The organism is Vibrio sp. MM46, from assembly GCF_027587135.1.
GTDB lineage: Bacteria > Pseudomonadota > Gammaproteobacteria > Enterobacterales > Vibrionaceae > Vibrio > Vibrio harveyi.
On the sequence record NZ_JAPPTO010000005.1, the window covers coordinates 31,661 to 55,329 of the forward strand.

Here is a 23,669-nt window from a genome sequence, read left to right on the forward strand (position 1 = left end):
TTACCTCATTCATGTCTCTGTCTTCTGCTGTTGACGGTGTAGTTCCGAGGCGTGGGTGCTTAAAAATTACATAACCCGCAGCTGATTGGATCAGCGCAGTAGGGGCAGGAAGCAAATGTTACCAAGATTACACTCGCAAACGGATGTCGATCCTCTTGTTCTGAGTTTTCTCAAAGAACTTGAGCAATCCGGGTTCACTGGCGATATTGAAAGCCAGTATTCTAGCCGCCTTGCGGTAGCCACCGATAACAGTGTCTACCAGCAACTTCCTCAGGCTGTTGTTCACCCCAAAAACACTCAAGATGTCTCCCTTATTGGTCGGTTGAGCAATAAGGAAGCTTATGAACGTATAACGTTTTCACCACGTGGAGGCGGAACAGGTACCAATGGACAGTCGTTAACCAAAGGCATTGTGGTCGACTTGTCGCGTCACATGAATAAAGTGTTAGAGGTTAACGAAGAGCAAGGTTGGGTGCGTGTTCAAACGGGAGTGGTCAAAGACCAACTCAACGATGCTGTGCGCCCATATGGTTACTTCTTTTCACCAGACTTATCGACCAGTAACCGAGCAACGATTGGTGGGATGATCAATACCGATGCATCTGGTCAAGGTTCTCTCAAATACGGTAAAACGTCAGATCATGTTTTGTCACTGCAAGCGGTGTTTGCTGACGGTTCCATCTTAGAATCGGATCTGTCTCATGGTATGCCCATTGAAGGTGAATTTGCCCACAACGCGATGCGCATTACCGAAGCGGTGTGTCGTGATAATCGTCAGCAAATTAATGATAAGTTTCCACCATTAAATCGATTTCTAACCGGTTATGACCTAAAGAACGCGTTTGATGAGCAGGAAGATCGTTTTGATATTACTCGCGTATTGTGTGGGGCTGAGGGTTCGTTGGCATTCATTACCGAGGCAAAACTTAACTTAACTCGCATCCCTAAAGCTCGAACGTTAGTGAACGTAAAATACAACAGTTTTGACTCTGCATTGCGTAACGCTCCATTTATGGTTGAGGCAAATGCTCTATCAGTCGAAACCGTTGACTCTAAGGTGCTTAACCTTGCCAAACAAGACATTGTCTGGCACACCGTCAGCGACCTGATCACTGATGTTCCCAACAAAGAGATGCTTGGCATCAATATGGTGGAATACGCAGGTCAAGATGAAGAGGAAGTTGCCGCGCAAGTGTCCTCCCTGACGAGCAGACTTGATAGCATGCTAGAGACCGAAGAAGCGGGCATTATTGGATATCAAGTATGTAATGATGTTGCGAGCATCGGGCGTATATACAACATGCGTAAAAAGGCTGTGGGGCTGTTGGGGGCCGCGAAAGGGCGTGCTAAGCCGGTAGCGTTCGCGGAAGACACTTGTGTGCCGCCAGAGAACCTAGCGGACTTTATTGTTGAGTTCCGTGAACTGCTGGATGCGAAGTCACTCAACTACGGTATGTTTGGTCATGTAGACGCTGGCGTACTTCACGTCCGTCCTGCATTGGATTTATGCGATCCTCATCAAGAAGCCTTAATGCATGAAATCTCAGACGAGGTTGTTAAGCTGGTGGCCAAATACGGTGGCTTGATGTGGGGTGAGCACGGAAAAGGTTTTCGTTCTGAATATGGACCTGAGTTCTTCGGTGAGGAACTGTTTACCGAGCTACGACGTGTGAAAGCGGCGTTCGACCCGCACAATAAAATGAACCCTGGCAAAATCTGTACACCGTTAAACAGCGATGCAGAACTTGTGAAAGTCACGGATACGAAACGTGGCTACTTCGACCGTCAGATTGACGTTCAGGTGCGTGATAGCTTCAAGCAGGCAATGGAGTGTAACGGGAACGGCTTATGTTTTAACTACGACACGAGCTCGCCGATGTGCCCTTCGATGAAAGTGACAGCAGATCGTCGCCATTCACCAAAAGGGCGAGCAGGTTTGGTGCGTGAATGGTTACGTCAGTTGACAGAGCAAGGCATTGATATTCTCGACTTAGAGAAGCAGACGCTAGAAAATAAAACGCCTATCAAAACCATGATCGACCGTGTACGTCATTCAATCAATCGTCGTCATGAGTATGATTTCTCTCACGAAGTATACGAGGCAATGAATGGTTGTCTTGCATGTAAAGCGTGTGCGAGTCAGTGTCCTATCAAGGTTGATGTGCCTAGCTTCCGCTCTCGTTTCCTAAACATCTATCACTCGCGCTACCAACGTCCGGCAAAAGATTACTTGGTGTCGAACATTGAGTCGATGCTGCCCTTAATGGCAAAAGCCCCAACGCTTGTGAATGGAGTGCTTAAGCAGTCTTGGGTGCAAAGTTTAACGGCATCTACTGTGGGTTATGTCGATGCACCGTTGCTGTCTGTGCCTACTTTGAAGGATCGTGTAGACACGTTAACGACGGCTTATGATCTTCAAGTGCTGAGTGGTTTATCAAGTGAGGACAAACAACAGCATGTACTGATTGTACAAGACCCATTTACCAGCTACTACGATGCTGAGGTGGTGGAAGACTTTATCAAGCTGGTTAAGAAGTTGGGTATGAACCCTGTTCTTTTGCCATTTAAGCCAAATGGCAAAGCACAGCACATTAAAGGTTTCTTACGCCAGTTCAAGCACACCGCTCAAGATACCGCTAAGTTCTTGGAGATGGTTGCGGATTTAGACATTCCAATGGTGGGTGTTGATCCCGCGCTAGTGCTTTGTTATCGCGATGAGTATGCTGAGGTATTGGGCAGTAAGCGTGGTCAGTTTGATGTTTTAACTGCTCATGAATGGCTTCATCCAAGACTGAGCGAGTTCGAGGCTTTAGATACCAAAGAGCAAGCACCTTGGTATTTGTTTGCGCATTGTACTGAGAAAACAAAAATGCCAAATGCTGAGAAAGAGTGGGGTGCAATCTTTGCTCACTTTGGTGCGATCTTGAATACTATGCCTGTAGGCTGTTGTGGTATGGCGGGCACTTTTGGCCATGAAGTGGATAAGCTAACTATGTCTCGTGATATCTATGATCTAAGCTGGAAACCAAATTTAGATAAGCTTGATAATGACCGATGCTTGATTACTGGGTATTCCTGTCGAAGCCAAGTAAAGCGTTTTGAAGGCATCAAACCTAAACACCCAGTGCAAGCTTTGCTAACCTTGTTATAACGTTTACTCAAGCCCAGTTTTACTGGGCTTGTTGCCATTAGTGCTATGTAACTGAACATGAATCTGTTTTTACTTTCATAAGGATATGAAGATTGAAAAAGCTTGAGCTTAAAGTGCCGCCTGTCGCTCTATTTTTCTTGATGATACTGCTGATGTATGGGTTAAAAGAAGCGATGCCTGAAATGAAAATTACAGTGCCGTTTGTCGAGTTCGTTACGGCGGGGCTCATTATTCTTGCTGGTTTTATCGGTATTGCTGGTGTTTATGAATTTCGCAAAGCAAAGACGACCGTAAATCCGGTTAAACCAGAGACGGCTTCACTAGTGGTGGATTCCGGCGTTTTTGCCTACACGCGTAACCCAATGTATGTGGCGTTATTATTAGTTATTGTCGCTATAGGTTTGTGGTGGCAACACTTAAGCGTCATTTTATGTGGTGTATTGTTTGTGGCCTACATGAACCGTTATCAAATAAAGCCAGAAGAACGTGCGTTAGAGAGGTTGTTTGGCGAAGACTATTTGGATTATAAAAACCAAGTGCGTCGCTGGATTTGACGCAAAGATACCGAGTTACAGATGAAAGAAAGCCCAGCCATACGCTGGGCTTTCTTTTTGAAATCTGTCGGCAGTGGGATGATTATGCTGCCTTAGCAAACTTTGCTAGGAAGGCATCCTTGCGCTCGTTAAAGCGTTGAACCAAATCGTCCACTGCATCTTGGTCGTATGGCTTAAGACCACTCGCAACCATGCGCTTGATGCCTTTGCCAACAACTTCGCCATCTTCTTTGAAGGCAAAGTTTAGTGTTACTACGCCGCGCTTACCTTCAACATCGAACGTCGCACCAGTGAAATCTACTTCTGGATGAGCTAGGTCTAAACGACTGAATTCTACTTCCATGCTTTCGTAGATCACTAATGGTCGTTGGCAGTTGATCATCATTTGTTTCTCTTCCATCAGAGGAACCATGATGTGAGGGAAGTTCATGCCAGAGAATTGAACGTAGTTAGTCACCACGTGTTCAATGAACTCAGGGTTGAGGTTAGTTTCGCCTTCACGAGACATGTGCAGGTATTCTTTACCTGCTTCATCGACTACGGCACTTTCTTTTTCACACTTATTCTCGATATGAAGCGCTACGCCATCGTTCACCATTCCGGAGAAATCGAAACGCATCTTTTGGCTTACCCCTTCTTTGCTTAGCAATACGGCAAAAAGTAAATCGCCCGGCACACAAAAGCGTTTGTTGTCTTCATCATGGATAGGATTGTAATCACCAGCGACGCGTTTAGCGAAGTGACTTGCTTGCTCACGAGTGAACTGAAATTGGTGATTAGTGTTTGAAAAATAAGGTGTTAGAAACATAATTTTTACGTAGTAACCAAAACTGTCAGGGATTATATGCGAATATCTGCGTAGCAATGGTCCATCCAGTGAAAACTTCACTGTATCTTAACAATGAAACGATAACGCAGGGCAATTAAGCATCAAAAAGAGTGCTTTTGTGTCACATTATTCAGTATGGCTATAAATCAGGAATTTACCATTCGCTTCGGGCGATGAGTATATACCCAAGTGATTTCAAGATGCAGGGTTCAGAGCGTTGTCATTGATTCCCTACTTACCGAAAGCAAGCAAGGAAAACAACGCAGCGTAACAGCCTGCTATTTCCAAGTTGTTTGACTTAGCCATTGGTTTAATAGAAAAGCGAGTCAATGACACGCTTCCAAAGGGTACTCTTTACAAATAGTAAGGACCTTGGCTTGTATATTTTATTGGCGATTCTTGATTTAGATCCACTAGACCTTTAAATCGCCGCCGCGTCTACAAACCAAGTCATTCTCGCTGAACCTAGCATCTCGAGGTTACTTGGGTATATATAAATACAATAAAGGCTCCACGCAGGAGCCTTTAAAGTCATCACTCACTATGAATTAATGCACGCTTGGTAGTAAGCTTTCTGGCATTAATGCGTTGTGCAGAGCGAGCTTGAGTAGTGCATTGGCTTGCTCGATATCTGGCGCGAAGTAGCGGTCTTTATCGTAGAACGACACTTTCTCACGCAGCATTTGCTTGGCAATTTCGATACGCTCTGAAGATTTGTTTGGCGCACGGAAATCTAGCCCTTGAGCAGCTGACAAGTATTCAACCGCCAAAATGCCACGTGTATTCTCTCCCATTTCCTTTAAACGACGAGCAGCAAAAGTAGCCATCGAAACGTGATCTTCTTGGTTTGCGGATGTTGGCAAACTATCGACAGAAGCTGGGTGAGCCAATGTTTTGTTTTCACTTGCCAATGCTGCCGATGTCACCTGAGCAATCATAAAGCCGGAGTTCACGCCGCCATTGTCGACCAAGAAGGGAGGAAGCTTAGATAGAGCGCTATCTATAAGCAGTGCCATGCGTCGCTCTGACAAGCTACCAATTTCAGCAATCGCAAGTGCAAGGTTATCCGCTGCCATAGCGACTGGCTCTGCATGGAAGTTACCGCCGGAGATGATGTCATCATCTTCCGCAAAGACCAACGGGTTATCCGACACAGAGTTGGCCTCCACTTGTAGAATGTCTGCTGCATTGCGAATTTGCTGCAAACAAGCTCCCATTACTTGAGGTTGGCAACGCAGTGAATAAGGATCTTGTACCTTCTCACAGTTGGTATGAGATTCACCAATCTCGCTGGTCGCCTCTAACAGGTGGCGGTACGCCCAGGCGGCATCCATTTGGCTTCGATGACCACGAACACGATGGATACGTGGGTCGAACGGACGACGACTGCCTAAAGCCGCTTCTACTGACATCGCACCACAAACCGTCGCTGATGAGAACAGGTCCTCGGCAATGAACAAACCTTCTAGTGCAAATGCTGTTGACGCTTGAGTACCATTAAGCAGTGCTAACCCTTCTTTTGGAGCAAGAGTGATTGGCTCAAGACCGGCGATTTGCAGTGCTTCTAGACCTGAAATCACTTTGCCATTATGGCGAGCTTGACCTTCACCAAGAAGAACCGTACTCATATGAGCTAATGGCGCTAAGTCACCAGATGCGCCTACAGAACCCTTTTGAGGGACGCATGGGTAGACCTGAGCATTCACCAAATCAATCAACATGTTGATGACTTTTAAGCGTAAGCCAGAGAAGCCACGGGCGAGGCTGTTGATCTTTAATACCATCATCAAACGAACGGTTTCGTCTGACATGAACTTGCCGATACCAGCCGCATGAGAAAGCACGATACTGCGCTGCAGTGTTTCCAAATCTTCTGGCGCAATGCGTGTATTTGCTAGCAAACCGAAGCCGGTGTTAATGCCATAAACCGTCCGGTCTTCTGCAATCACTCGATCGACCACTTGAGTGCTTTCTTCTATTGCTGGAATCGCGTTTGGATCCAGAGTAAGGTTTACGGGTGAGCGGCTCACTTGGCGTAGTTCGTTTAAGCTAATATGACCTGGCTTTAGCGTTAAATTGAGCATGTCTTTCATCCTTACTTCAGCTTTTTCAGTTCTTCATTGAGCATTGGTAAATCCAGTTTTTGCTCAGCTGCACATTGTTTTGCGATGTCGTATCCTGCATCAGCGTGACGCATAACCCCCGTTGCTGGGTCATTATGTAGAACACGTGCAATGCGCTCCGACGCGTCATCACTGCCGTCACAACAAATCACCATGCCAGAGTGTTGTGAGAAGCCCATACCTACGCCACCACCATGGTGAAGAGATACCCATGTCGCACCCCCTGCGGTATTCAGCAATGCGTTTAGTAGTGGCCAGTCTGAAACGGCGTCTGAGCCATCCATCATGCCTTCGGTTTCACGGTTCGGGCTTGCTACAGACCCTGAGTCTAGATGGTCACGACCAATGACGACAGGGGCTTTGAGCTCACCGTTTTTCACCATTTCATTAAAGGCTTGACCTAAACGTTCTCGATCTTTCAACCCAACCCAGCAGATACGTGCTGGTAGACCTTGGAACTGAATGCGTTCGCGTGCCATGTCTAGCCAGTTATGTAGATGTGGGTTATCTGGGATCAGCTCTTTCACTTTTTGGTCGGTTTTGTAGATGTCCTCTGGATCGCCAGATAATGCTGCCCAGCGGAACGGTCCGATGCCTTCACAGAATAACGGGCGAATGTAAGCTGGTACAAAGCCAGGGAAGTCAAACGCGTTCTCAATGCCTTCTTCTAAAGCCATTTGACGGATGTTATTTCCGTAATCGAGCGTTGCCGCGCCTCGGTTTTGAAGCTCCAACATAGCTTTCACTTGAATCGCCATCGACTGTTTGGCTGCTTTAACTACGCTTGCTTCATCTTGTAAACGCATGTCTGCTGCATGTGACATGCTCCAACCTTGAGGTAAGTAACCATTCAATGGATCGTGCGCAGAGGTTTGGTCTGTTACTACGTCTGGTGTGATGTTACGTTCTACAAGCTCTGGGAAGATATCTGCTGCATTGCCCAGTAGACCAACTGAAATTGGTGCGTCAGATTCTTTGATCATCGCTAGTGCCTCATCCAAAGACGTTGCTTTTTTGTCAACATAACCGGTACGTAGGCGGTAATCGATGCGTGATTCGTCACACTCGACCGCAATCATGGAAAAGCCAGCCATGGTGCCAGCAAGAGGTTGAGCACCACCCATGCCACCAAGGCCCCCAGTTAAGATCCAGCGACCTTTGGCATCACCCTTAAAGTGCTTTTTCGCCACAGACACAAAGGTTTCATAAGTACCTTGAACAATGCCTTGTGAGCCAATGTAAATCCAGCTGCCTGCGGTCATTTGACCGTACATCATCAAGCCTTCTTTATCGAGCTCATTGAAGTGTTCCCAATTCGCCCAATGTGGCACTAAGTTTGAGTTCGCAATCAGCACGCGCGGCGCGTTTTTATGCGTCGGAAAAACGCCGACAGGTTTGCCTGATTGGACGAGTAAAGTTTGGTCATCGTCGAGTCTTTCTAACACTTCAACAATCTTATCGAAGCATTCCCAATTTCGTGCTGCTCGACCAATGCCACCATAAACGACAAGCGAGTGAGGGTGCTCGGCTACATCTGGATCAAGGTTGTTCATCAGCATACGAAGTGGCGCTTCCGTCAGCCAAGATTTGGCGCGCAGTTGTGTACCGTGTGGAGCACGAATTGTTCTGCTTGTATCAAGTCGTGGATCTTGTCCCTGGCGCTGTGTCATTTTAAGACTCCTTTAGTTTCACGTTTATATCCAAGTCTCTGCTTGGCTACTTCTCCTCAAATAACTTGGCATGAGAACTAACCATTATTCGAGTTAAGTGTTATTGAATTCGGTTATTTGGGTTTATGGTCTTTCTCTGCCATGGCATTGGCAATATCCCAGCACAGACGTGCTGCCAATCGAGCCGTTTGGCTATCGACGTCATAAGTGGGGTTGTACTCTGCAATGTCTGCCAACATGAGTTTGTTCTTGTAATGCAGTATTCGATCGAGAAACGGTGCAAGGATGTCGTAGCTCACGCCTCTCGCTGCCGGTGCGCTTACCCCAGGTGCAGTTGCCGCTGGAAATACGTCCAAATCAATCGTCAGATAGAGATAATCACAGTCATCGATAAAGTGCTGGAGCTGGGTTAAATGATAGCTGTGGTTCATGTAACAAAGCTGATTATCCTCCACGTACCAGACGTTGAGTTGATCTGCTTTTTGAAAAAGAGCCTGAGTATTGCTGCTGCGGCTGACACCTATGCAGGCGTAATGAAATGCCCAATCGTTACGCTGACAAAAATGATGGATCTGATTGAATGGTGTACCAGAACTTGGCTTTACCTCTGCAATGGGGCTTTCAAAAGCGCGTAAGTCAAAGTGTGCATCGAAATTGATGATACCGATTTTTGGCTGCTTATCTGGGTGATGGGTTTTGAAGTATTTGGCCAATCCAGAAAATGAAGCCCACGCAATTTCGTGCCCTCCACCCAAGACGACGACAGGGCTATAGGGTAGGACTTGAGCAATAGTATGCGCGCACAGATTCTGACTTGACTCTAGTAAATCGTCTTCACAAACGACGGTTCCTATATCGTAAAGTGGCGCGTCCTGATGCCATGCAAGATTGGCTAAGGCACGACGGATTAAATCTGGTGACTTCTTCGCACCAATGCGACCTTTGTTACGCGCCACACCTGCGTCGGTAGCAAAGCCAAGTATTGAAACGCCTTCGCTTAAATGTGGTAGTTCTTCGGTGGAGATATTTTTGATCACGTGGTGGACACGCTTTCGTTGTTCTCCATCTTCGGTATCTTGACGACCTTGCCAGTGAAAGGGTGGGTGATTTACATCGGATTGAGACATTTTAATGCCCTCCGTGGGAAACGTATTCACCATTCACTATACGACCTACTAAGCGTTTTGCACCGACTTGATAGCTGAGGTCTGCTGGATGCTCGATATCCCAGATGGAGAAATCGGCGTCACAGCCAATATCAATGACGCCACGAGATTCTCCGTAACCCAATGCTTTTGCAGCGTTTTGCGTAACACCACGCAATGCCTCTTGTGGTGTTAAACGGAAAAGTGTGCATGCCATGTTCATCATCAAGGTTAAATCGGCAAACGGGGATGTTCCTGGGTTGATGTCTGTTGCAATCGCCATTGGAACCTTGTGTTCTCTGAGTAAATCAATCGGTGGTAATTGGGTTTCACGTAGGAAGTAATACGCGCCGGGGAGCAGCGTCGCAACCGTTGGAGAGTTGGCTAAAGCTATTACGCCTTGTTCATCTAGGTATTCGATGTGATCGGCAGACAGACCATTGTATTGAGCGGTTAAAGCGGTACCGCCAAGCATAGAAAGCTGCTCAGTATGGCCTTTCACTCTTAACCCGTGTTGGGTAGCCGATTGAAAGACGCGTTCGGTTTGCTCTAAGTTAAAGCCTATCGATTCGCAAAACACATCGACGCTGGTGGCGAGATTTTCTTGAGCGACAAGAGGAATAATGTCGTCACAAATATGCTGAATATAGTCGTCAGCGCAATCTTTATATTCTGGAGGAAGCGCATGAGCAGCGAGTAAGGTGGTTGTGATCTTAACCTTACGTTCATGTTCCAAGGCTTTGGCTGCACGTAGCATTTTTATTTCATCATCCAGAGTTAATCCATAACCGGATTTGACTTCAATCGACGTGACGCCGCTTGCAATCAAACCGTCAAGGCGTGGCAAAGCGAGCTCAATTAGTTGTTCTTTAGTTGCGGTTCGTGTGGCATAAACGGTAGAGAGAATACCGCCACCTTGCTTGGCGATTGTTTCGTAAGGCACATCATTGAGGCGCATTTCAAATTCGTTGGCTCGATTACCCGCGTATACGAGGTGGGTGTGGCAATCTATTAACCCTGGCAGTAACAACCTGTTTTGAAGGTCAAGCGTTTGTTCGTAATGATCTGGATTCAGAATGGATTCGGTTTGTGCACTGTCTTTGCCTTTTTCTGTGGTACTGATGGCAACGATTTTTCCCGAACGAATGCCAACGCGGGCAGGAGGAGAAGGCAGGTAACCATGTTCTCCTTCTTGCATCGTGACCAAACGGGCGTTCTCAATCAACAGATCCATTCTTGTCGTTCCTTTCAATTCGTATTCTTTAAATGTATATACAAATAAATAGGAGAAAAAAGCATCACTGACAAGACTAATGTTGCGGAAATGTGATCGAAACGAAGAAGTAACGTCCAGTTTATAACAGGATCTTAGAGCTTAATTTGTACTTGTTACCAGGGTGATACAGAAGGGCTGTACTGACCAGTTTATCTTGGCTCCAAGTCCGGCGATTGAGGAGTAAGCACGGTTCATTGGCTTGCATTTTCAGGTCTTGCTTAACGCGTCCATCCGGTACAATCGCTTCGACCGTATGCTCTATGGCGCTCAGTGGACAATTGTCTGATAGGTATTGGTTTGGCGTCTTACAAGTGAAGTCTTGTTGTAGATAATTTGGTGCGTATTGACTGTTGACCCAACGCAGTTCAAGTTGAATCGGGTTGTTATCTTCAAAGTGTATGATTTCACTATAAAATACTGTTGTGCCTAACATCACGCCAAGCTTGGTTGCAATAGCGTCATCGGCTTTTATAGCGATTTGTTGTAACACTGCGCTGCGGTGTTCTCGTCCGCGATTACTGATTTCATCGGCAATATTGCGAATGTCTAAAAGGGGCGATTCTGATTTCTCCGCCGGATCACAAACAAAAGTCCCAAGGCGAGGGCGACGTTGCAGTTTCCCCTCATTGACTAAGTCCCGAATGGCTTTGTTGACGGTCATTCGACTCACACCAAACTGCTCAGTCAACTCGATCTCTGTCGCAATACGATGCCCAACTATCCACTCTCCCGAGTCAATTTTATCGAGGATGAATTGCTTGATTTGCATGTAGAGTGGCGCAGACATAAAGATTTCCTTTTAATTGACTATACAAATAGTGCGTAATCTATGGACAAATTGCAAACAAACATACCTATTTTGTGCAGTGATAAAAGGAATTAGTCCGCATTCTTGTCGTCTATTACTTGCAGGAGTTTCTACAGTTGTGTAAACAGAGACTTATCAAAACAATGAAAATAGACAGTCACAAAGGAATCGCATGTTTAAAAAACTCAAAGCGTCGCTTGGGATCGGCTCAGCTAAAGTCGATACGATCTTAGATGAAATGAGCGTGTACCAAGGGGCAACACTGCGCGGTCATGTTCAAATCAAAGGTGGTGACGTAGAGCAACAAATTGATGCCATTACCATCAAGCTCAATACCGAAATGAAAGTGGAAGTGGATGACAGTATCAGTTACCAAACTTTCACGATAGACCAACTTAAAGCGGTCGAACCGTTTGTAATTCAACCGAATGAAGAAAAACAAGTGCCATTCGAGCTCAAACTTCATGACGAAACACCAATCACAGCTGTGAGTGCACAGAAAAATCAATGCCATGTTTGGGTAGAAACTACGCTAGATATTGGCTTTGCGATTGACCCGCGTGATAGAGATTACATCGAGGTTAAGCCGTTACCAGTCGCTTCGCGTGTAATCCAAGCCATCGAACAAGCGGGTTTTACTATGGTGAAAGCGGATGTCGAGAAAGGCTTCTTGCGTGGCAATACGTTCTCTTCACGCTCGGGTATCTATCAAGAACTGGAATTTCGTAATAACGGTTTTGTGTCAACTAAAGAGATCGAACTCTCATTTATCCTAGATGGTGGGATTATCCACTGTTTAGCAGAGATCGACCGTTCATTTAGTATGTCAGGCGATCAATACCGTTCTTTCTCGTTACCGATTGGAGCTTCTGATTCAGAAGTTGCGGCAGCAGTTGCGCCGACATTGAATCTGTAAACATCTAACTTTCCGTTTCTGGAACGAATAGGTACCGATATCCAAAAGTGAAGGCGATATCGGTACTGTTATCCATGTTTCTCGCATTCTCAATCGCCATGATTTCAATGGCAGAGTTCTCCATCAAATAGCGATAACCAATAACAAACTCATTCGATGCGTCAGCAAACTCGCTTGGACCTTCAGTGGAGCCCTGATACCAATGATATTCAAGGATAAAGTGGTGATTGTTGTTTAACGCATAACGATATCCGCCTGCAAGCGCTGCCGTGTTGTGCCGGTATGGGAAGTCAACAAGCGCTCGATCACTATTTCGAAACGTCATCCCCGCCATGGAATAGAATACATTGGCTGCATTGAGTCGGTAGCTGTAGTTAATTTGTACTCCTTGCTCAAAACTGCTTCCTTTAAAGGAGCCGTGAGCGACATCGTTATAGTAGAGACTACCACCGACAGACAAACCATGATGTTCATTTTGTATTATTTGGTATTGGATATACGTTGAGAGGTTGTTTGCCAGTGTTTCACCTTCAAAATCCTCTATTAAAATGTCGTACTCGGGCATCGACATATAAAAGCGGTTCTTGTCGACTTCATCTCGTCCATTTTGTCCGATACCAAATAGGTCGTGAAAGCTTTCGGTCAGTCCATCTAAATGGTTGTCTGCAGCAAAGACCCAACGATAGTTCAGTTCCCATTGCCACTGGTCATTGATTTGCCATTTTCCACCGAGTTCAAGTTGGTTGTGATAGTAATCGAGAGAATAATCGCTTGTGTGAGCCCAGACACTTGCGATGGTGCCCGAACCATATGCTTCAACGTAGCCGGAGGGAAGACTATACCCAGAGCGAAGTACGTTAGTATGACTGACCACTTGTATTGGAGATTGCGCATAAGAGCGCAGTGGACCATACAAATCGGATGCGCTGAACGCTGGGGTACTTAGAAACAAGGCGCAACTCAAAAGAGTAGGTTGCCATCTTAAATCCATCATGATGAAAGCCTAAAATGAGATTACTCAATAAATTAACTATAGTGTCTTCATGTTTTGAATGCTGTTCAATTGCAATAATTATACAATTTGGGCTTAGTGTTGAATTGGTAGTAATGAAGTTTAGATGACATTTTGAAATCGCTCTTTGCATTCTAAATGTGAGCTAGGTACAATCCTCGTTCTGATGAAGGTCCGGTATTCGTGTTACCGAGCGACCGTCATCAACTTTCGAAATATCTTCTAATTTGAATAACATGTGTTGCTTGGTGTGCAACACCACTGTAAAGGACATAGCATGCCTATTATTACTCTTCCTGACGGCAGTCAGCGTCAATTTGACAACCCAGTTTCTACTATGGAAGTTGCGCAATCGATCGGTCCTGGTCTTGTAAAAGCAACTATCGCTGGTCGTGTAAATGGTAACCGCGTAGATGCGTGTGACCTAATTGAAGAAGACGCAAGCCTAGAGATCATCACAGTTAAAGATGAAGTGGACGGTCTAGAAATCGTTCGTCACTCTTGTGCTCACCTTCTTGGTCACGCTCTTAAGCAGCTTTACCCTCAAGCTAAAATGGCGATTGGTCCAACAATCGACAACGGCTTCTACTACGACATCGACCTAGACGAGTCTCTAACGCAAGACGATCTTGAAAAGATTGAAAAGCGTATGAAAGAGCTAGCGAAAACCAAGTACGAAGTGGTTAAGAAAAAAGTAAGCTGGCAGGAAGCACGTGATACGTTTGAATCACGTGAAGAACCATACAAAGTGGAAATCCTAGACGAAAACGTATCTCGTGATGATCGTCCAGGTCTTTACCACCATGAAGAATACATCGACATGTGTCGTGGTCCACACGTACCTAACATGAGCTTCTGTCAACATTTCACACTATTAAATGTGGCAGGCGCATACTGGCGTGGTAACAGCGACAACAAAATGCTTCAACGTATCTACGGTACAGCTTTCCACGATAAGAAAGCTCTGAAAGCGCACCTAACTCGCCTAGAAGAAGCGGCGAAGCGCGACCACCGTAAGATTGGTAAGCAACTAGACCTATTCCACATGCAGCAAGAAGCGCCGGGTATGGTGTTCTGGCATCACAATGGTTGGTCTATCTTCCGTGATCTAGAAGTATTCATTCGCGCTAAGCTAGATGAGTACGGTTACCAAGAAGTAAAAGGTCCGCTAATGATGGACCGAGTTCTTTGGGAACGCTCTGGTCATTGGGACAAATACGCTGATGCGATGTTCACAACTTCTTCTGAAAACCGTGAATACGCGATTAAGCCAATGAACTGTCCAGGTCACGTACAGATCTTTAACCAAGGTCTAAAATCGTACCGTGACCTACCGCTACGTATGGCTGAGTTCGGCTCATGTCACCGTAACGAACCATCTGGTGCACTACACGGTATTATGCGTGTACGTGGCTTTACTCAGGATGACGCTCACATTTTCTGTACTGAGAGCCAAATTCAAGAAGAAGTAACAAACTGTATCAAGATGGTGTACGATACGTACCAAACATTTGGTTTCGACAACATCGTAGTGAAACTGTCTACTCGTCCAGAAAAACGTGTAGGTTCAGACGAAATCTGGGATCAATCTGAAGAAGCATTGAAACAATCTCTTGAATCGATGGAAATCCCATACGAAATTCAAGAAGGTGAGGGTGCGTTCTACGGTCCTAAGATTGAATTCACGCTATACGACTGTCTAGACCGTGCGTGGCAGTGTGGTACTGTTCAGTTAGACTTCAACCTACCAGGTCGCCTAGGTGCAACTTACGTAGGTGAAAACAATGAACGTCTTGTACCGGTAATGATTCACCGTGCAATTCTAGGTTCACTAGAGCGTTTCATTGGTATCCTTATCGAAGAATATGCTGGTTTCTTCCCAACTTGGTTGGCGCCAGAACAGGCAATTCTTATGAACATTACTGATAAACAGTCAGATTATGTTCAGGAAGTAGTACAAAAACTACAAAAAAGTGGAATTAGAGCTAAAGCGGACTTGAGAAATGAGAAGATTGGCTTTAAAATCCGCGAACACACTTTGAAGCGTGTACCGTATATGCTTGTTGTCGGTGACCAAGAGATGGAAGCAGGCGAAATCGCAGTACGTACTCGTAAAGGTAAAGATCTCGGTAAATTTAAAGTGGATGACTTTATCGCATACATCCAAGACGAGATCTCTAGCCGTAAGCTCAATCTGGAGGAATAAGCTATTAAAGGCGGAAGACGCGGCCAACAGCCGGTAAAACAAAACCCACACCGTATGAACGGTGAAATTCGTGGCGTTCGTGAAGTTCGACTAACTGGCGCTGACGGTGAATCAGTTGGTGTTGTATCGATTCAAGAAGCGATCGCAGCTGCTGAAGAAGCAGGCATGGATCTTGTGGAGATCAGTCCTAACGCTGAGCCGCCAGTCTGTCGTGTTATGGACTACGGCAAATTCCTCTTTGAAAAGAGCAAATCTGCTAAAGAGCAGAAGAAAAAGCAAAAACAGGTTCAGATTAAGGAAGTAAAATTCCGTCCTGGAACTGATATTGGAGACTATCAGGTAAAACTACGCAACCTGACGCGTTTCCTTGAAGAAGGCAACAAAGTGAAGGTAACAATTCGCTTCCGTGGCCGAGAAATGGCACACCAAGACATCGGTGTTGACGTTCTTCATCGCTTGAAAGAAGACACTGTAGACTTTGCTGTAGTGGAATCTTTCCCAAGTAAGATCGAAGGTCGTCAGATGATCATGGTTCTTGCCCCTAAAAAGAAGTAATTAACGGCTCATCAAGTAATTAAGACCTAGCCGCCTTTCCTTCTAATAAAAGGTATAGCGGCTGGGTTTTGTTCGCCCTAATTACGTTGTTTATTAAACCTACTCAATGCGGAGTTATTCATCATGCCTAAGATGAAAACCAACAAAGGTGCTGCTAAGCGTTTTAAGAAAACTGCTGGTGGTATTAAGTACAAGCACGCTACAAAACGTCACATCCTGACTAAGCGTACTACTAAGAACAAGCGTCAACTACGTCCAAACTCAATCCTTCCTCGTTGTGAAGTGGCTGCAGTTGTTCGTATGATGCCATACGCTTAATTCTTTTTAGTTATCAATCGTTTAGTTTAGGAGAAGCATAATGCCTCGCGTAAAACGTGGTGTACAAGCTCGTGCACGTCATAAGAAAGTTCTAAAACAAGCTAAAGGTTACTACGGTGCACGTTCACGTGTTTACCGCGTAGCTTTCCAAGCAGTTACTAAAGCTGGTCAATACGCTTACCGTGACCGTCGCGCTAAGAAACGTCAATTCCGTCAACTATGGATTGCACGTATCAACGCGGCATCTCGTCAAAATGGTCTATCTTACAGCCGTTTCATCAACGGTCTTAAGAAAGCATCTATCGAGATCGACCGTAAGATCCTAGCGGACATCGCAGTATTCGACAAAGCAGCATTTGCTGTTCTAGTTGAAAAAGCGAAAGCTGCTCTTTAATTAGCAGTTTAGGATTAAGAGAAGGAGAGCATTAGCTCTCCTTTTTTATTGCTTTTTGTTTTGTTATCCGTAAGTTTTCTCACTTCTCACTTCTCACTTCTCACTTCTCACTTCTCACTTCTCACTTCTCACTTCCATCTCAGTGCTTGCTAAATCATTTTGTTATTAATCTGTGGTAGGGTTTATCGGCATAACGAGCAAAAGAGCTAGGAAAGACACCAAGGCGCAGCCGTTAGAGGACATCATTAAGGGAACTATGGCGTTGCTCCACGACTAGAAAGAGCAACTGAACAAACGAAAATTTAACCGCTAGGGAAGGAGTGTATGGTTCAACGAATCAGTTATGAATTTTTGCCACAGGTTTCAGGTCCTTATGTTCATGCTACTAGACACTGTGAGACCTTATATGTTTCAGGGTTGACTGCGTTAGGCTCTTCGAGCCAAGCTGAGGGGCTAGTAGATCAAACAAAGACAGTTTTATCTTATCTATCGCAAATACTGGCTGAAGAGCAACGAGAGAAGCGTGATCTGGTGAAGTTGACGGTGTTTATTACTGATATGAGTCAACTCGCGGCGATTCGTTCAGTACTATTTGATTTCTATGAGGGCTACTTGCCGGCGTGTTCGCTGGTGGAAGTAAGTGCCTTGATCCATGCTGATTTGGCAATAGAAATAGAGGCAGTAATCTCAAGCGAGGCGTTGTAATAAGAGGTAGGGATGAAAATAAATCGATTAGACCATTTGGTTTTAACAGTAAAAGACATAGCAACCACGGTGGATTTTTATGAGCGAGTGCTTGGTATGGAAAGCATCACCTTTGGTGAGGGGCGTGTTGCACTTGTGTATGGAAGGCAGAAGATCAATTTGCATCAGCTTGGCAATGAATTTGAACCTAAGGCAAGTCAAGTAGCTTCTGGGAGTGCTGATTTATGTTTTGTATGTGATACGCCAATTGCAAATGTGCTCTCCCATTTAGACTCCCATTCTGTCGAGGTTATTGATGGTCCTGTTCAACGGACAGGTGCAATTGGTAACATCCTATCGGTTTACATTAGAGACCCAGATGGTAACTTAATTGAGTTATCTAATTATCTTGCTGAGGTATAACATGATTTATTCAACAACCGAGACGATTCCAGGGCGTGAAATTGCGGAGATAAAAGGGGTCGTGACGGGCAATGTGGTTCAGTCAAAGCACATTGGGCGTGACTTCATGGCTGGCTTAAAAAGCATTGTTGGTGGTGAGATTCGTGGCTACACCGAAATGATGACTGAAGCCCGAAATATCGCTATTCAACGAATGGTAGAGGATGCCGCGAACCTAGGAGCAGATGCTGTTGTCGGTATTCGTTTTACCACCAGTTCGATTGTGGACGGTTCATCAGAGATTCTTGCCTTTGGTACGGCAGTAAAGCTCGTTTAATAAAGTATGATTTTGCACAGCGTGTTGCAAACTTATGTGCAATAAAGATGAAATCGTTAGAGGTAGCTCGTTTCTCCATTTTTAACTAAGCGTCAATGGCTGTTTTTATCTCATAATTCGCCTCCTAAAAAAGGAGGCGAATTTATGCGTGATACAGTTTTAAATAATGCAATTGTGACGTTCTGCGTGTGCTTACTGGTAGCGACGCTAGCAGCTAAAGGTAATTTACTCGTGACCATGTTGTCTTTTCCTATCGACTTCTTAGGTCTACTTGTTCTTTTATTCTTGTCATTATTTGTATCTTGGAGTGCTGTCGGGCATTTGAATGAAGGGCAATGGAAAGAATCTATTCTGTTGTATCTGATGTTGTATTACCTTGCTTTTGGTATTTTTTCAGACGGGAATACAGAGGGCTGGTCTCATTCAGTTGGCGTTGTCGGTAAACTTAAAATGACTCTGATCTACATCGCAAACTCAATAACGAGTATCTATGTTCCACTCATCATCGTTGGGATTTCTATTATCCATTTACGTTTTTTGCGCTCCCATATAGTTGACACTGAACAGAATGTGGCAGAGAAAGTTCAGCCTTAAGAAATAGAACTATTTTGTTGCATATATATGCAGTTTTTTGGCGTGTGCGTTTTAATGTGATTATTCTAAAAATGAACGTCTTTCAAAGTCGAAAGTATTCGAGTAGTTTCCATAAATCAGCATGAAATGCGACGGGCTATGGATGTTATACCGTATTTATGATGTGTTTAATTGATTAGATATAATGAAACTGAATGCATTTCTGGTGGCGGTATTGCTCATCTAAATGTGATGTTGGGTATATTAATTCACTGTTTTCTTATAAAAATATGAACTTATGGCTTGCCAATTGGTTCTAAATTGTTACAAATACCATTCAGTTGTAACATTGCCATAAGGAATTGTAGATGAGAGAACTCACTCCCGAGTACTTGTTAGCCGCATTACGACAAGCGATCAAAACCAAAGGGCTAACATATCGAGAGTTATCTGAGAAAATGGGCATGCCGTTGTCCACTTTTAAACGTCATTTAACTAGCACTAACCTAGGTCTTGATAAGCTACTTGAGTATTGTCGAGCTGTGGATTGTACCCTCGATGAGCTTCAAAAGCTGGCAAATCAGCTACAAGCTGAGGATCAGGACTATTTCAGTCGTACGCAGGATGAAGTCTTTTTCCAGTTTCCGCATCTTTACGATTTTTATCGAGAACTTCGAATGCTGAGGGGGAAGGATGGCTACACCATTCTTATGAAAAAGTATGATCTCTCAAAGCAAAGCATGTCTGACTACCTTGGTGCTCTAGAGCTGCTTGATTTGGTTTATGTGGACGAAGATAACAACATCACGCTTCACGGTCCGCTTTATTACAGCTATGCAGAAAACTCTAAACTTAACGAGAAGTACACCGAGATCCTTAAAGAACAAACGACTACACATGAGAAGTGTGTACGTGTAGCGCTATCGCGAATGAAAATCACGGAAGAACAGCTACTTATCTTAGAAGAGCAGATGGCGAAAACCGTGTTAGATTTTCATTCTAAAAACGTCGTTGCAGAGAACTTTAATGTGTCAGACTTTACCAATGTTTTGCTTATAGCAGGTCCGCATCAGCCTGTAACGTTTTCTGATGGTATTGTACAAACAGAAGTCAACTTCATTGATGACATTCGCTACGCTATCGCTTCGGCTGGGGATAAACCAAGCCTTTCGATATAGCTTCTAGTTATTTTTAGTGATTTATAGATTCACCCTTGAAATGTTTATTTAATGAACTAATATGACGAAGTGTCAATTATGACGATTCGTCAGAAATGTGATGGCGTTTCTGCAAACCATATTCGTGTTACAATTCATTTGAGTTACACAGGGATACGGGACGAGGAAGTATGTTTAACTTTGGTTGCAACAAAGATGACAAGCAAGAGGGAGGCCGAATTGCTTCTGGTTTGACTAAGAAACAGCAGGCGATCGCTGATCGCGAGGTCGAATTAGTTCAACTGGCTAAATCTTTAGTGCAAGAACAAGGCTTTGCTAACCTCACGATGGATAAGCTAACGGCTGCCAGTCCGTATTCAAAAGGGACCATCTATAACCATTTTTGCAGCAAAGAAGATGTGATCCTTGCACTTTGTATACACTCACTGAAAAGTGAGGCGGTGTTTTTTGAGCGTACGGCAAATTTTGATGGCAACACGCGTGAAAAGATCATTGCAATGCATGTTGGGTATCGTATTTACGCCCGTATGGAACCCGTATTGTCGACTTGCGCTATTGTCGCCAAAACTCCTTGGGTGATAGAGAAAGCTTCACCCGCTCGACTGAATGAATTGAACAAGCTGGAAGAAGAAGTAATATCTGGAGCGGACGCATTAGTAAACCACGCCGTGGAAATTGGAGATTTAAAATTCTCTCCTGCTGTTGGTGCTGATGCGATTGTTTTTGCCAATTGGTCGATTGCGTTTGGTTCTAATGCTTTGGCGCAAAATGCATCTAACAGTCGATGTATTCAGCGTTTGCAAGATCCGTTTTCGGTATTACACAATGCGAATATGTTACTTGATGGATTAGGGTGGTTACCTCTCTCAACAGATTGGGATTACCGCAAAACCTGGCGTCGAGTTGAGCAGGAACTATTTAGCGAAGAAATTGCTTACCTTGATTCAGTCAATCGCTGAGTAGGGTATAAACCAATCGGTTATTCGATTGGTTTTTTAGTCACACTATTTGACGGATCGTCAATAACGATTGTTTTGGTATCAGGATTTTTGATCCCTAGAGTGCCAAAACTGCGTTATTAACGCATCTGGAATTAGAGAACAGCGTAAGCTGCTTTTTTAACTCCGTTTTTTGACGAAACGTCACGAAGGGAGAGTGTGATGAAACACCACCAAGCTCAACAAGCAAGCCCCGGTCAATGGGGGAAAATACCAACCAAGCACAGTCTTTGGGTTCTGCTGGCAACAGTATTACTCGTTATTATCGCAACGATCGGAGCAAAGAATCTCTATTTTCGGGGCGACTATAATATCTTTTTCGATGGCAGCAATAAGCAGTTATTAGCTTTCGACGAAATTCAAACCACCTTCGCCAAAACAGACAATCTTGCTATCGTGATCGCTCCTGATAGCAGAGAGGTGTTTACTCCTGAGATCCTGAAACTCATACAAAACTTAACAGTGGATTCGTGGCAAGTGCCGTATTCGAGTCGAGTAGACTCTCTGGCTAATTACCAGCATACGGAAGCGGTTGAAGATGATCTCTTGGTCGAAGACCTGCTTTACGAAGAGCATGAGTTGACTCCAGAGCGAATTGCGAAAGTAAAAAATATCGCACTAACAGAGCCAGTGTTAAAAAATGCGCTGATCTCTGCAAAAGGCGATGTCACTGTCGTGAATATCACCGTTCAATTGCCGGAGGTTGATAAAACAGCGGAAGTCCAAGAGGTGATGGCTCACATTAATCAGATGCTGGCGCAGTATCAGCAAAACTATCCAAATGTTGAGTTTCATAAAGCTGGTATTATCGCCATGAACTATGCCTTCATGACCGCAGCACAAGAGGATAGCGCTACCTTAGTACCAACGATGCTGTTGGTTATTTTGTTGTTCTTAACCATCATGCTGCGTTCATTCTTAAGTGTTGTCGCGACTCTTATTGTGATTATTGGCTCGGTGATAGCAACGATGGGGTTGTCTGGTTGGGCTGGTATGTTTTTAAGCACTGCGACGGTTAATGTGCCAACCTTGGTCATGACATTGGCTGTAGCGGACTGCGTGCATGTTATTGCAACTATGCGCCAGTCGATGCAAAACGGCTTTAGTAAGGCACATTCGATAGAGCGCAGTATCTCTCTTAACTTTATGCCCATCCTAATCACGTCAGTTACAACCGCAATTGGATTTCTGATGATGAATATGTCGGATTCTCCTGTGCTGCGAGATTTTGGTAACTTATCGGCATTAGGGGTGATGATTGCCTGTTTTCTATCAGTGACGCTGCTTCCAGCGTTACTCACACTATTACCAGTCTCAGTTAAGCAACCTGCCTCACAGAGCGGGACCGACTTCATGGACAAGCTAGGAGATTTTGTCGTTTTACGTCGTAACGTGTTACTGCCAATATCAGTGATCGTTATTGCAGTGAGTGCAAGCTTGATACCGTTAAATCGAGTCAATGATGAATCCGTAAAGTATTTCGATAATCGCAGTGATTTTCGTCAAGCTGCCGATTTTATGGAAGCACGTATCAGCGGCATGACCAATCTCAGCATTGCCATCAAAACCAATGAGTCGCAAGGGATTGCTGATCCTGTTTTTCTTACCGCTATAGGCAACTTTACCGATTGGCTTCGCGAACAGCCTGAGACAGATCATGTTGCAACGCTCGCGGATGTATATAAACGCCTCAATAAAAACATGCACGCTGATGATGAGCGTTACTACTTACTACCACAAGATAGAGAATTGGCGGCGCAATACCTTCTACTCTATGAGATGTCTTTGCCGTACGGCTTAGATCTTAATAATCAGATTAATGTTGATAAATCTTCGATCAAAATGGTGTTAACCGTCGATAATTTAGGGAGTGTTGAATTAGTTGACCTTGAGAACCGAATCTACGCGTGGTTTGCCGACAATGCACCGCAATATGATGTGGTCGCATCGAGTCCATCATTGATGTTTGCTCACATTGGTGAGACCAATATGGCAAGTATGCTCTCTACGTTACCAATTACATTAGTTTTGATCTCTGCATTACTCATCTTTGCGCTGCGTTCGCTAAGGCTTGGTCTCATCAGCTTGGTTCCAAATATTGCCCCGGCCGTGCTTGGTTTCGGTCTTTGGGCGCTGATCTCTGGTGAAATCAATCTAGGACTGTCAGTCGTGGTGACCTTGACGCTTGGCATTGTGGTCGACGACGCGGTTCATTTCCTTTCGAAATATCAAAGAGCACGAAAAGAAGGACAAAATGCTGAACAGGCTGTTCGTTATGCCTTCCACACTGTTGGTCGTGCACTGTGGATCACTACCGTCGTATTGGTAGCAGGTTTCTCAGTATTGGCTATGTCGAGCTTTCGCTTAAATGCAGATATGGGGCAGCTTAGTGCGATCGTGATCTTTATCGCCTTGGTCGTGGACTTTTTATTCTTGCCAACGCTACTCATGCGTTTTGATAAAGCAGCATATGTCGAGCAAACAAAGACTAAAACGCCAGAAACACAAGCGAAGAAAAACATTACGGCATCGTTGTGATT

Annotated in this window: 21 protein-coding genes; 14 read left to right on the forward strand and 7 right to left on the reverse strand. The window is 44.7% G+C overall.

The genetic code is table 11. From position 1 onward, the window contains the following. The first annotated feature begins 115 nt into the window (after nt 1-115). Nucleotides 116-3,151, forward strand: coding sequence for a D-2-hydroxyglutarate dehydrogenase YdiJ (gene ydiJ, locus OH459_RS07205; RefSeq protein ID WP_269986166.1), 3,036 nt, complete (start codon nt 116-118; stop codon nt 3,149-3,151). Nucleotides 3,152-3,243: 92 nt separating this feature from the next. Next, nucleotides 3,244-3,705 carry a methyltransferase family protein gene (locus OH459_RS07210; RefSeq protein WP_005445612.1) on the forward strand — a complete coding sequence of 154 codons (462 nt, stop codon included), beginning with the start codon at nt 3,244-3,246 and terminating at the stop codon, nt 3,703-3,705. Nucleotides 3,706-3,787: 82 nt separating this feature from the next. On the opposite strand, the gene OH459_RS07215 is transcribed toward OH459_RS07210, so the two are convergent. The 6 genes from OH459_RS07215 to hutC form a co-directional block, all read right to left on the reverse strand. Then, nucleotides 3,788-4,513, reverse strand: a complete 726-nt coding sequence (locus tag OH459_RS07215) for a DUF3581 domain-containing protein (protein WP_009697345.1) — start codon at nt 4,511-4,513, stop codon at nt 3,788-3,790. Nucleotides 4,514-5,082: 569 nt separating this feature from the next. Next, the gene (hutH, locus tag OH459_RS07220; protein WP_269986168.1) at nt 5,083-6,618 is read right to left on the reverse strand and encodes a histidine ammonia-lyase; all 1,536 of its coding nucleotides are present in this window, start codon (nt 6,616-6,618) and stop codon (nt 5,083-5,085) included. An 11-nt stretch (nt 6,619-6,629) separates the two neighbouring features. Then, nucleotides 6,630-8,327 (reverse strand): urocanate hydratase, encoded by a 1,698-nt coding sequence (hutU, locus tag OH459_RS07225; protein ID WP_009700165.1) that lies wholly within the window; start codon nt 8,325-8,327, stop codon nt 6,630-6,632. Between the two features lie 113 nt (nt 8,328-8,440). Beyond that, nucleotides 8,441-9,454 (reverse strand): formimidoylglutamase, encoded by a 1,014-nt coding sequence (hutG, locus tag OH459_RS07230; protein WP_269986169.1) that lies wholly within the window; start codon nt 9,452-9,454, stop codon nt 8,441-8,443. Nucleotide 9,455: 1 nt separating this feature from the next. Next, a complete protein-coding gene (gene hutI / locus OH459_RS07235) occupies nt 9,456-10,706 on the reverse strand; it encodes an imidazolonepropionase (RefSeq protein ID WP_017190337.1) in 1,251 nt (416 codons plus the stop codon). A 121-nt stretch (nt 10,707-10,827) separates the two neighbouring features. Then, nucleotides 10,828-11,535, reverse strand: a complete 708-nt coding sequence (gene hutC / locus OH459_RS07240) for a histidine utilization repressor (protein ID WP_045490278.1) — start codon at nt 11,533-11,535, stop codon at nt 10,828-10,830. A gap of 193 nt (nt 11,536-11,728) precedes the next feature. Here hutC and OH459_RS07245 point away from each other — a divergent pair, with 193 nt between their 5' ends. Beyond that, complete coding sequence (locus OH459_RS07245; RefSeq protein WP_009697351.1) at nt 11,729-12,472, forward strand: sporulation protein; 744 nt, start codon at nt 11,729-11,731, stop codon at nt 12,470-12,472. Between the two features lie 4 nt (nt 12,473-12,476). Here OH459_RS07245 and OH459_RS07250 read toward each other — a convergent pair whose 3' ends face one another. Beyond that, nucleotides 12,477-13,466 carry a DUF3187 family protein gene (locus OH459_RS07250; RefSeq protein ID WP_005445595.1) on the reverse strand — a complete coding sequence of 330 codons (990 nt, stop codon included), beginning with the start codon at nt 13,464-13,466 and terminating at the stop codon, nt 12,477-12,479. A 295-nt stretch (nt 13,467-13,761) separates the two neighbouring features. Here OH459_RS07250 and thrS point away from each other — a divergent pair, with 295 nt between their 5' ends. From thrS to OH459_RS07305, 11 genes are all read left to right on the forward strand, one after another. Continuing rightward, nucleotides 13,762-15,690, forward strand: a complete 1,929-nt coding sequence (thrS, locus tag OH459_RS07255; protein ID WP_269986171.1) for a threonine--tRNA ligase — start codon at nt 13,762-13,764, stop codon at nt 15,688-15,690. 3 nt (nt 15,691-15,693) lie between these two features. Beyond that, a complete protein-coding gene (gene infC, locus OH459_RS07260; RefSeq protein WP_074050532.1) occupies nt 15,694-16,245 on the forward strand; it encodes a translation initiation factor IF-3 in 552 nt (183 codons plus the stop codon). 123 nt (nt 16,246-16,368) lie between these two features. After that, on the forward strand, nt 16,369-16,563 hold the full coding sequence (rpmI, locus tag OH459_RS07265; protein WP_005445589.1) for a 50S ribosomal protein L35: 195 nt from the start codon (nt 16,369-16,371) through the stop codon (nt 16,561-16,563). A gap of 40 nt (nt 16,564-16,603) precedes the next feature. Beyond that, nucleotides 16,604-16,957, forward strand: a complete 354-nt coding sequence (gene rplT, locus OH459_RS07270) for a 50S ribosomal protein L20 (RefSeq protein ID WP_004727974.1) — start codon at nt 16,604-16,606, stop codon at nt 16,955-16,957. Nucleotides 16,958-17,281: 324 nt separating this feature from the next. Next, the gene (locus tag OH459_RS07275; protein WP_017190336.1) at nt 17,282-17,662 is read left to right on the forward strand and encodes a RidA family protein; all 381 of its coding nucleotides are present in this window, start codon (nt 17,282-17,284) and stop codon (nt 17,660-17,662) included. 12 nt (nt 17,663-17,674) lie between these two features. Continuing rightward, entirely contained in the window at nt 17,675-18,064 is a 390-nt protein-coding gene (locus OH459_RS07280) for a VOC family protein (protein ID WP_009697353.1), read from the forward strand. 1 nt (nt 18,065) lies between these two features. Next, a complete protein-coding gene (locus tag OH459_RS07285; protein ID WP_005443150.1) occupies nt 18,066-18,380 on the forward strand; it encodes a heavy metal-binding domain-containing protein in 315 nt (104 codons plus the stop codon). Between the two features lie 144 nt (nt 18,381-18,524). Further along, entirely contained in the window at nt 18,525-18,974 is a 450-nt protein-coding gene (locus tag OH459_RS07290; RefSeq protein WP_050932775.1) for a hypothetical protein, read from the forward strand. 347 nt (nt 18,975-19,321) lie between these two features. Then, entirely contained in the window at nt 19,322-20,131 is an 810-nt protein-coding gene (locus tag OH459_RS07295) for a helix-turn-helix domain-containing protein (RefSeq protein ID WP_005445576.1), read from the forward strand. Between the two features lie 170 nt (nt 20,132-20,301). Beyond that, a complete protein-coding gene (locus tag OH459_RS07300; protein ID WP_009697355.1) occupies nt 20,302-21,090 on the forward strand; it encodes a TetR/AcrR family transcriptional regulator in 789 nt (262 codons plus the stop codon). Nucleotides 21,091-21,291: 201 nt separating this feature from the next. Further along, nucleotides 21,292-23,667: an efflux RND transporter permease subunit gene (locus OH459_RS07305; protein WP_253650504.1), complete on the forward strand. Its 2,376-nt coding sequence runs from the start codon at nt 21,292-21,294 to the stop codon at nt 23,665-23,667. The last annotated feature ends 2 nt before the right edge of the window (nt 23,668-23,669 follow it).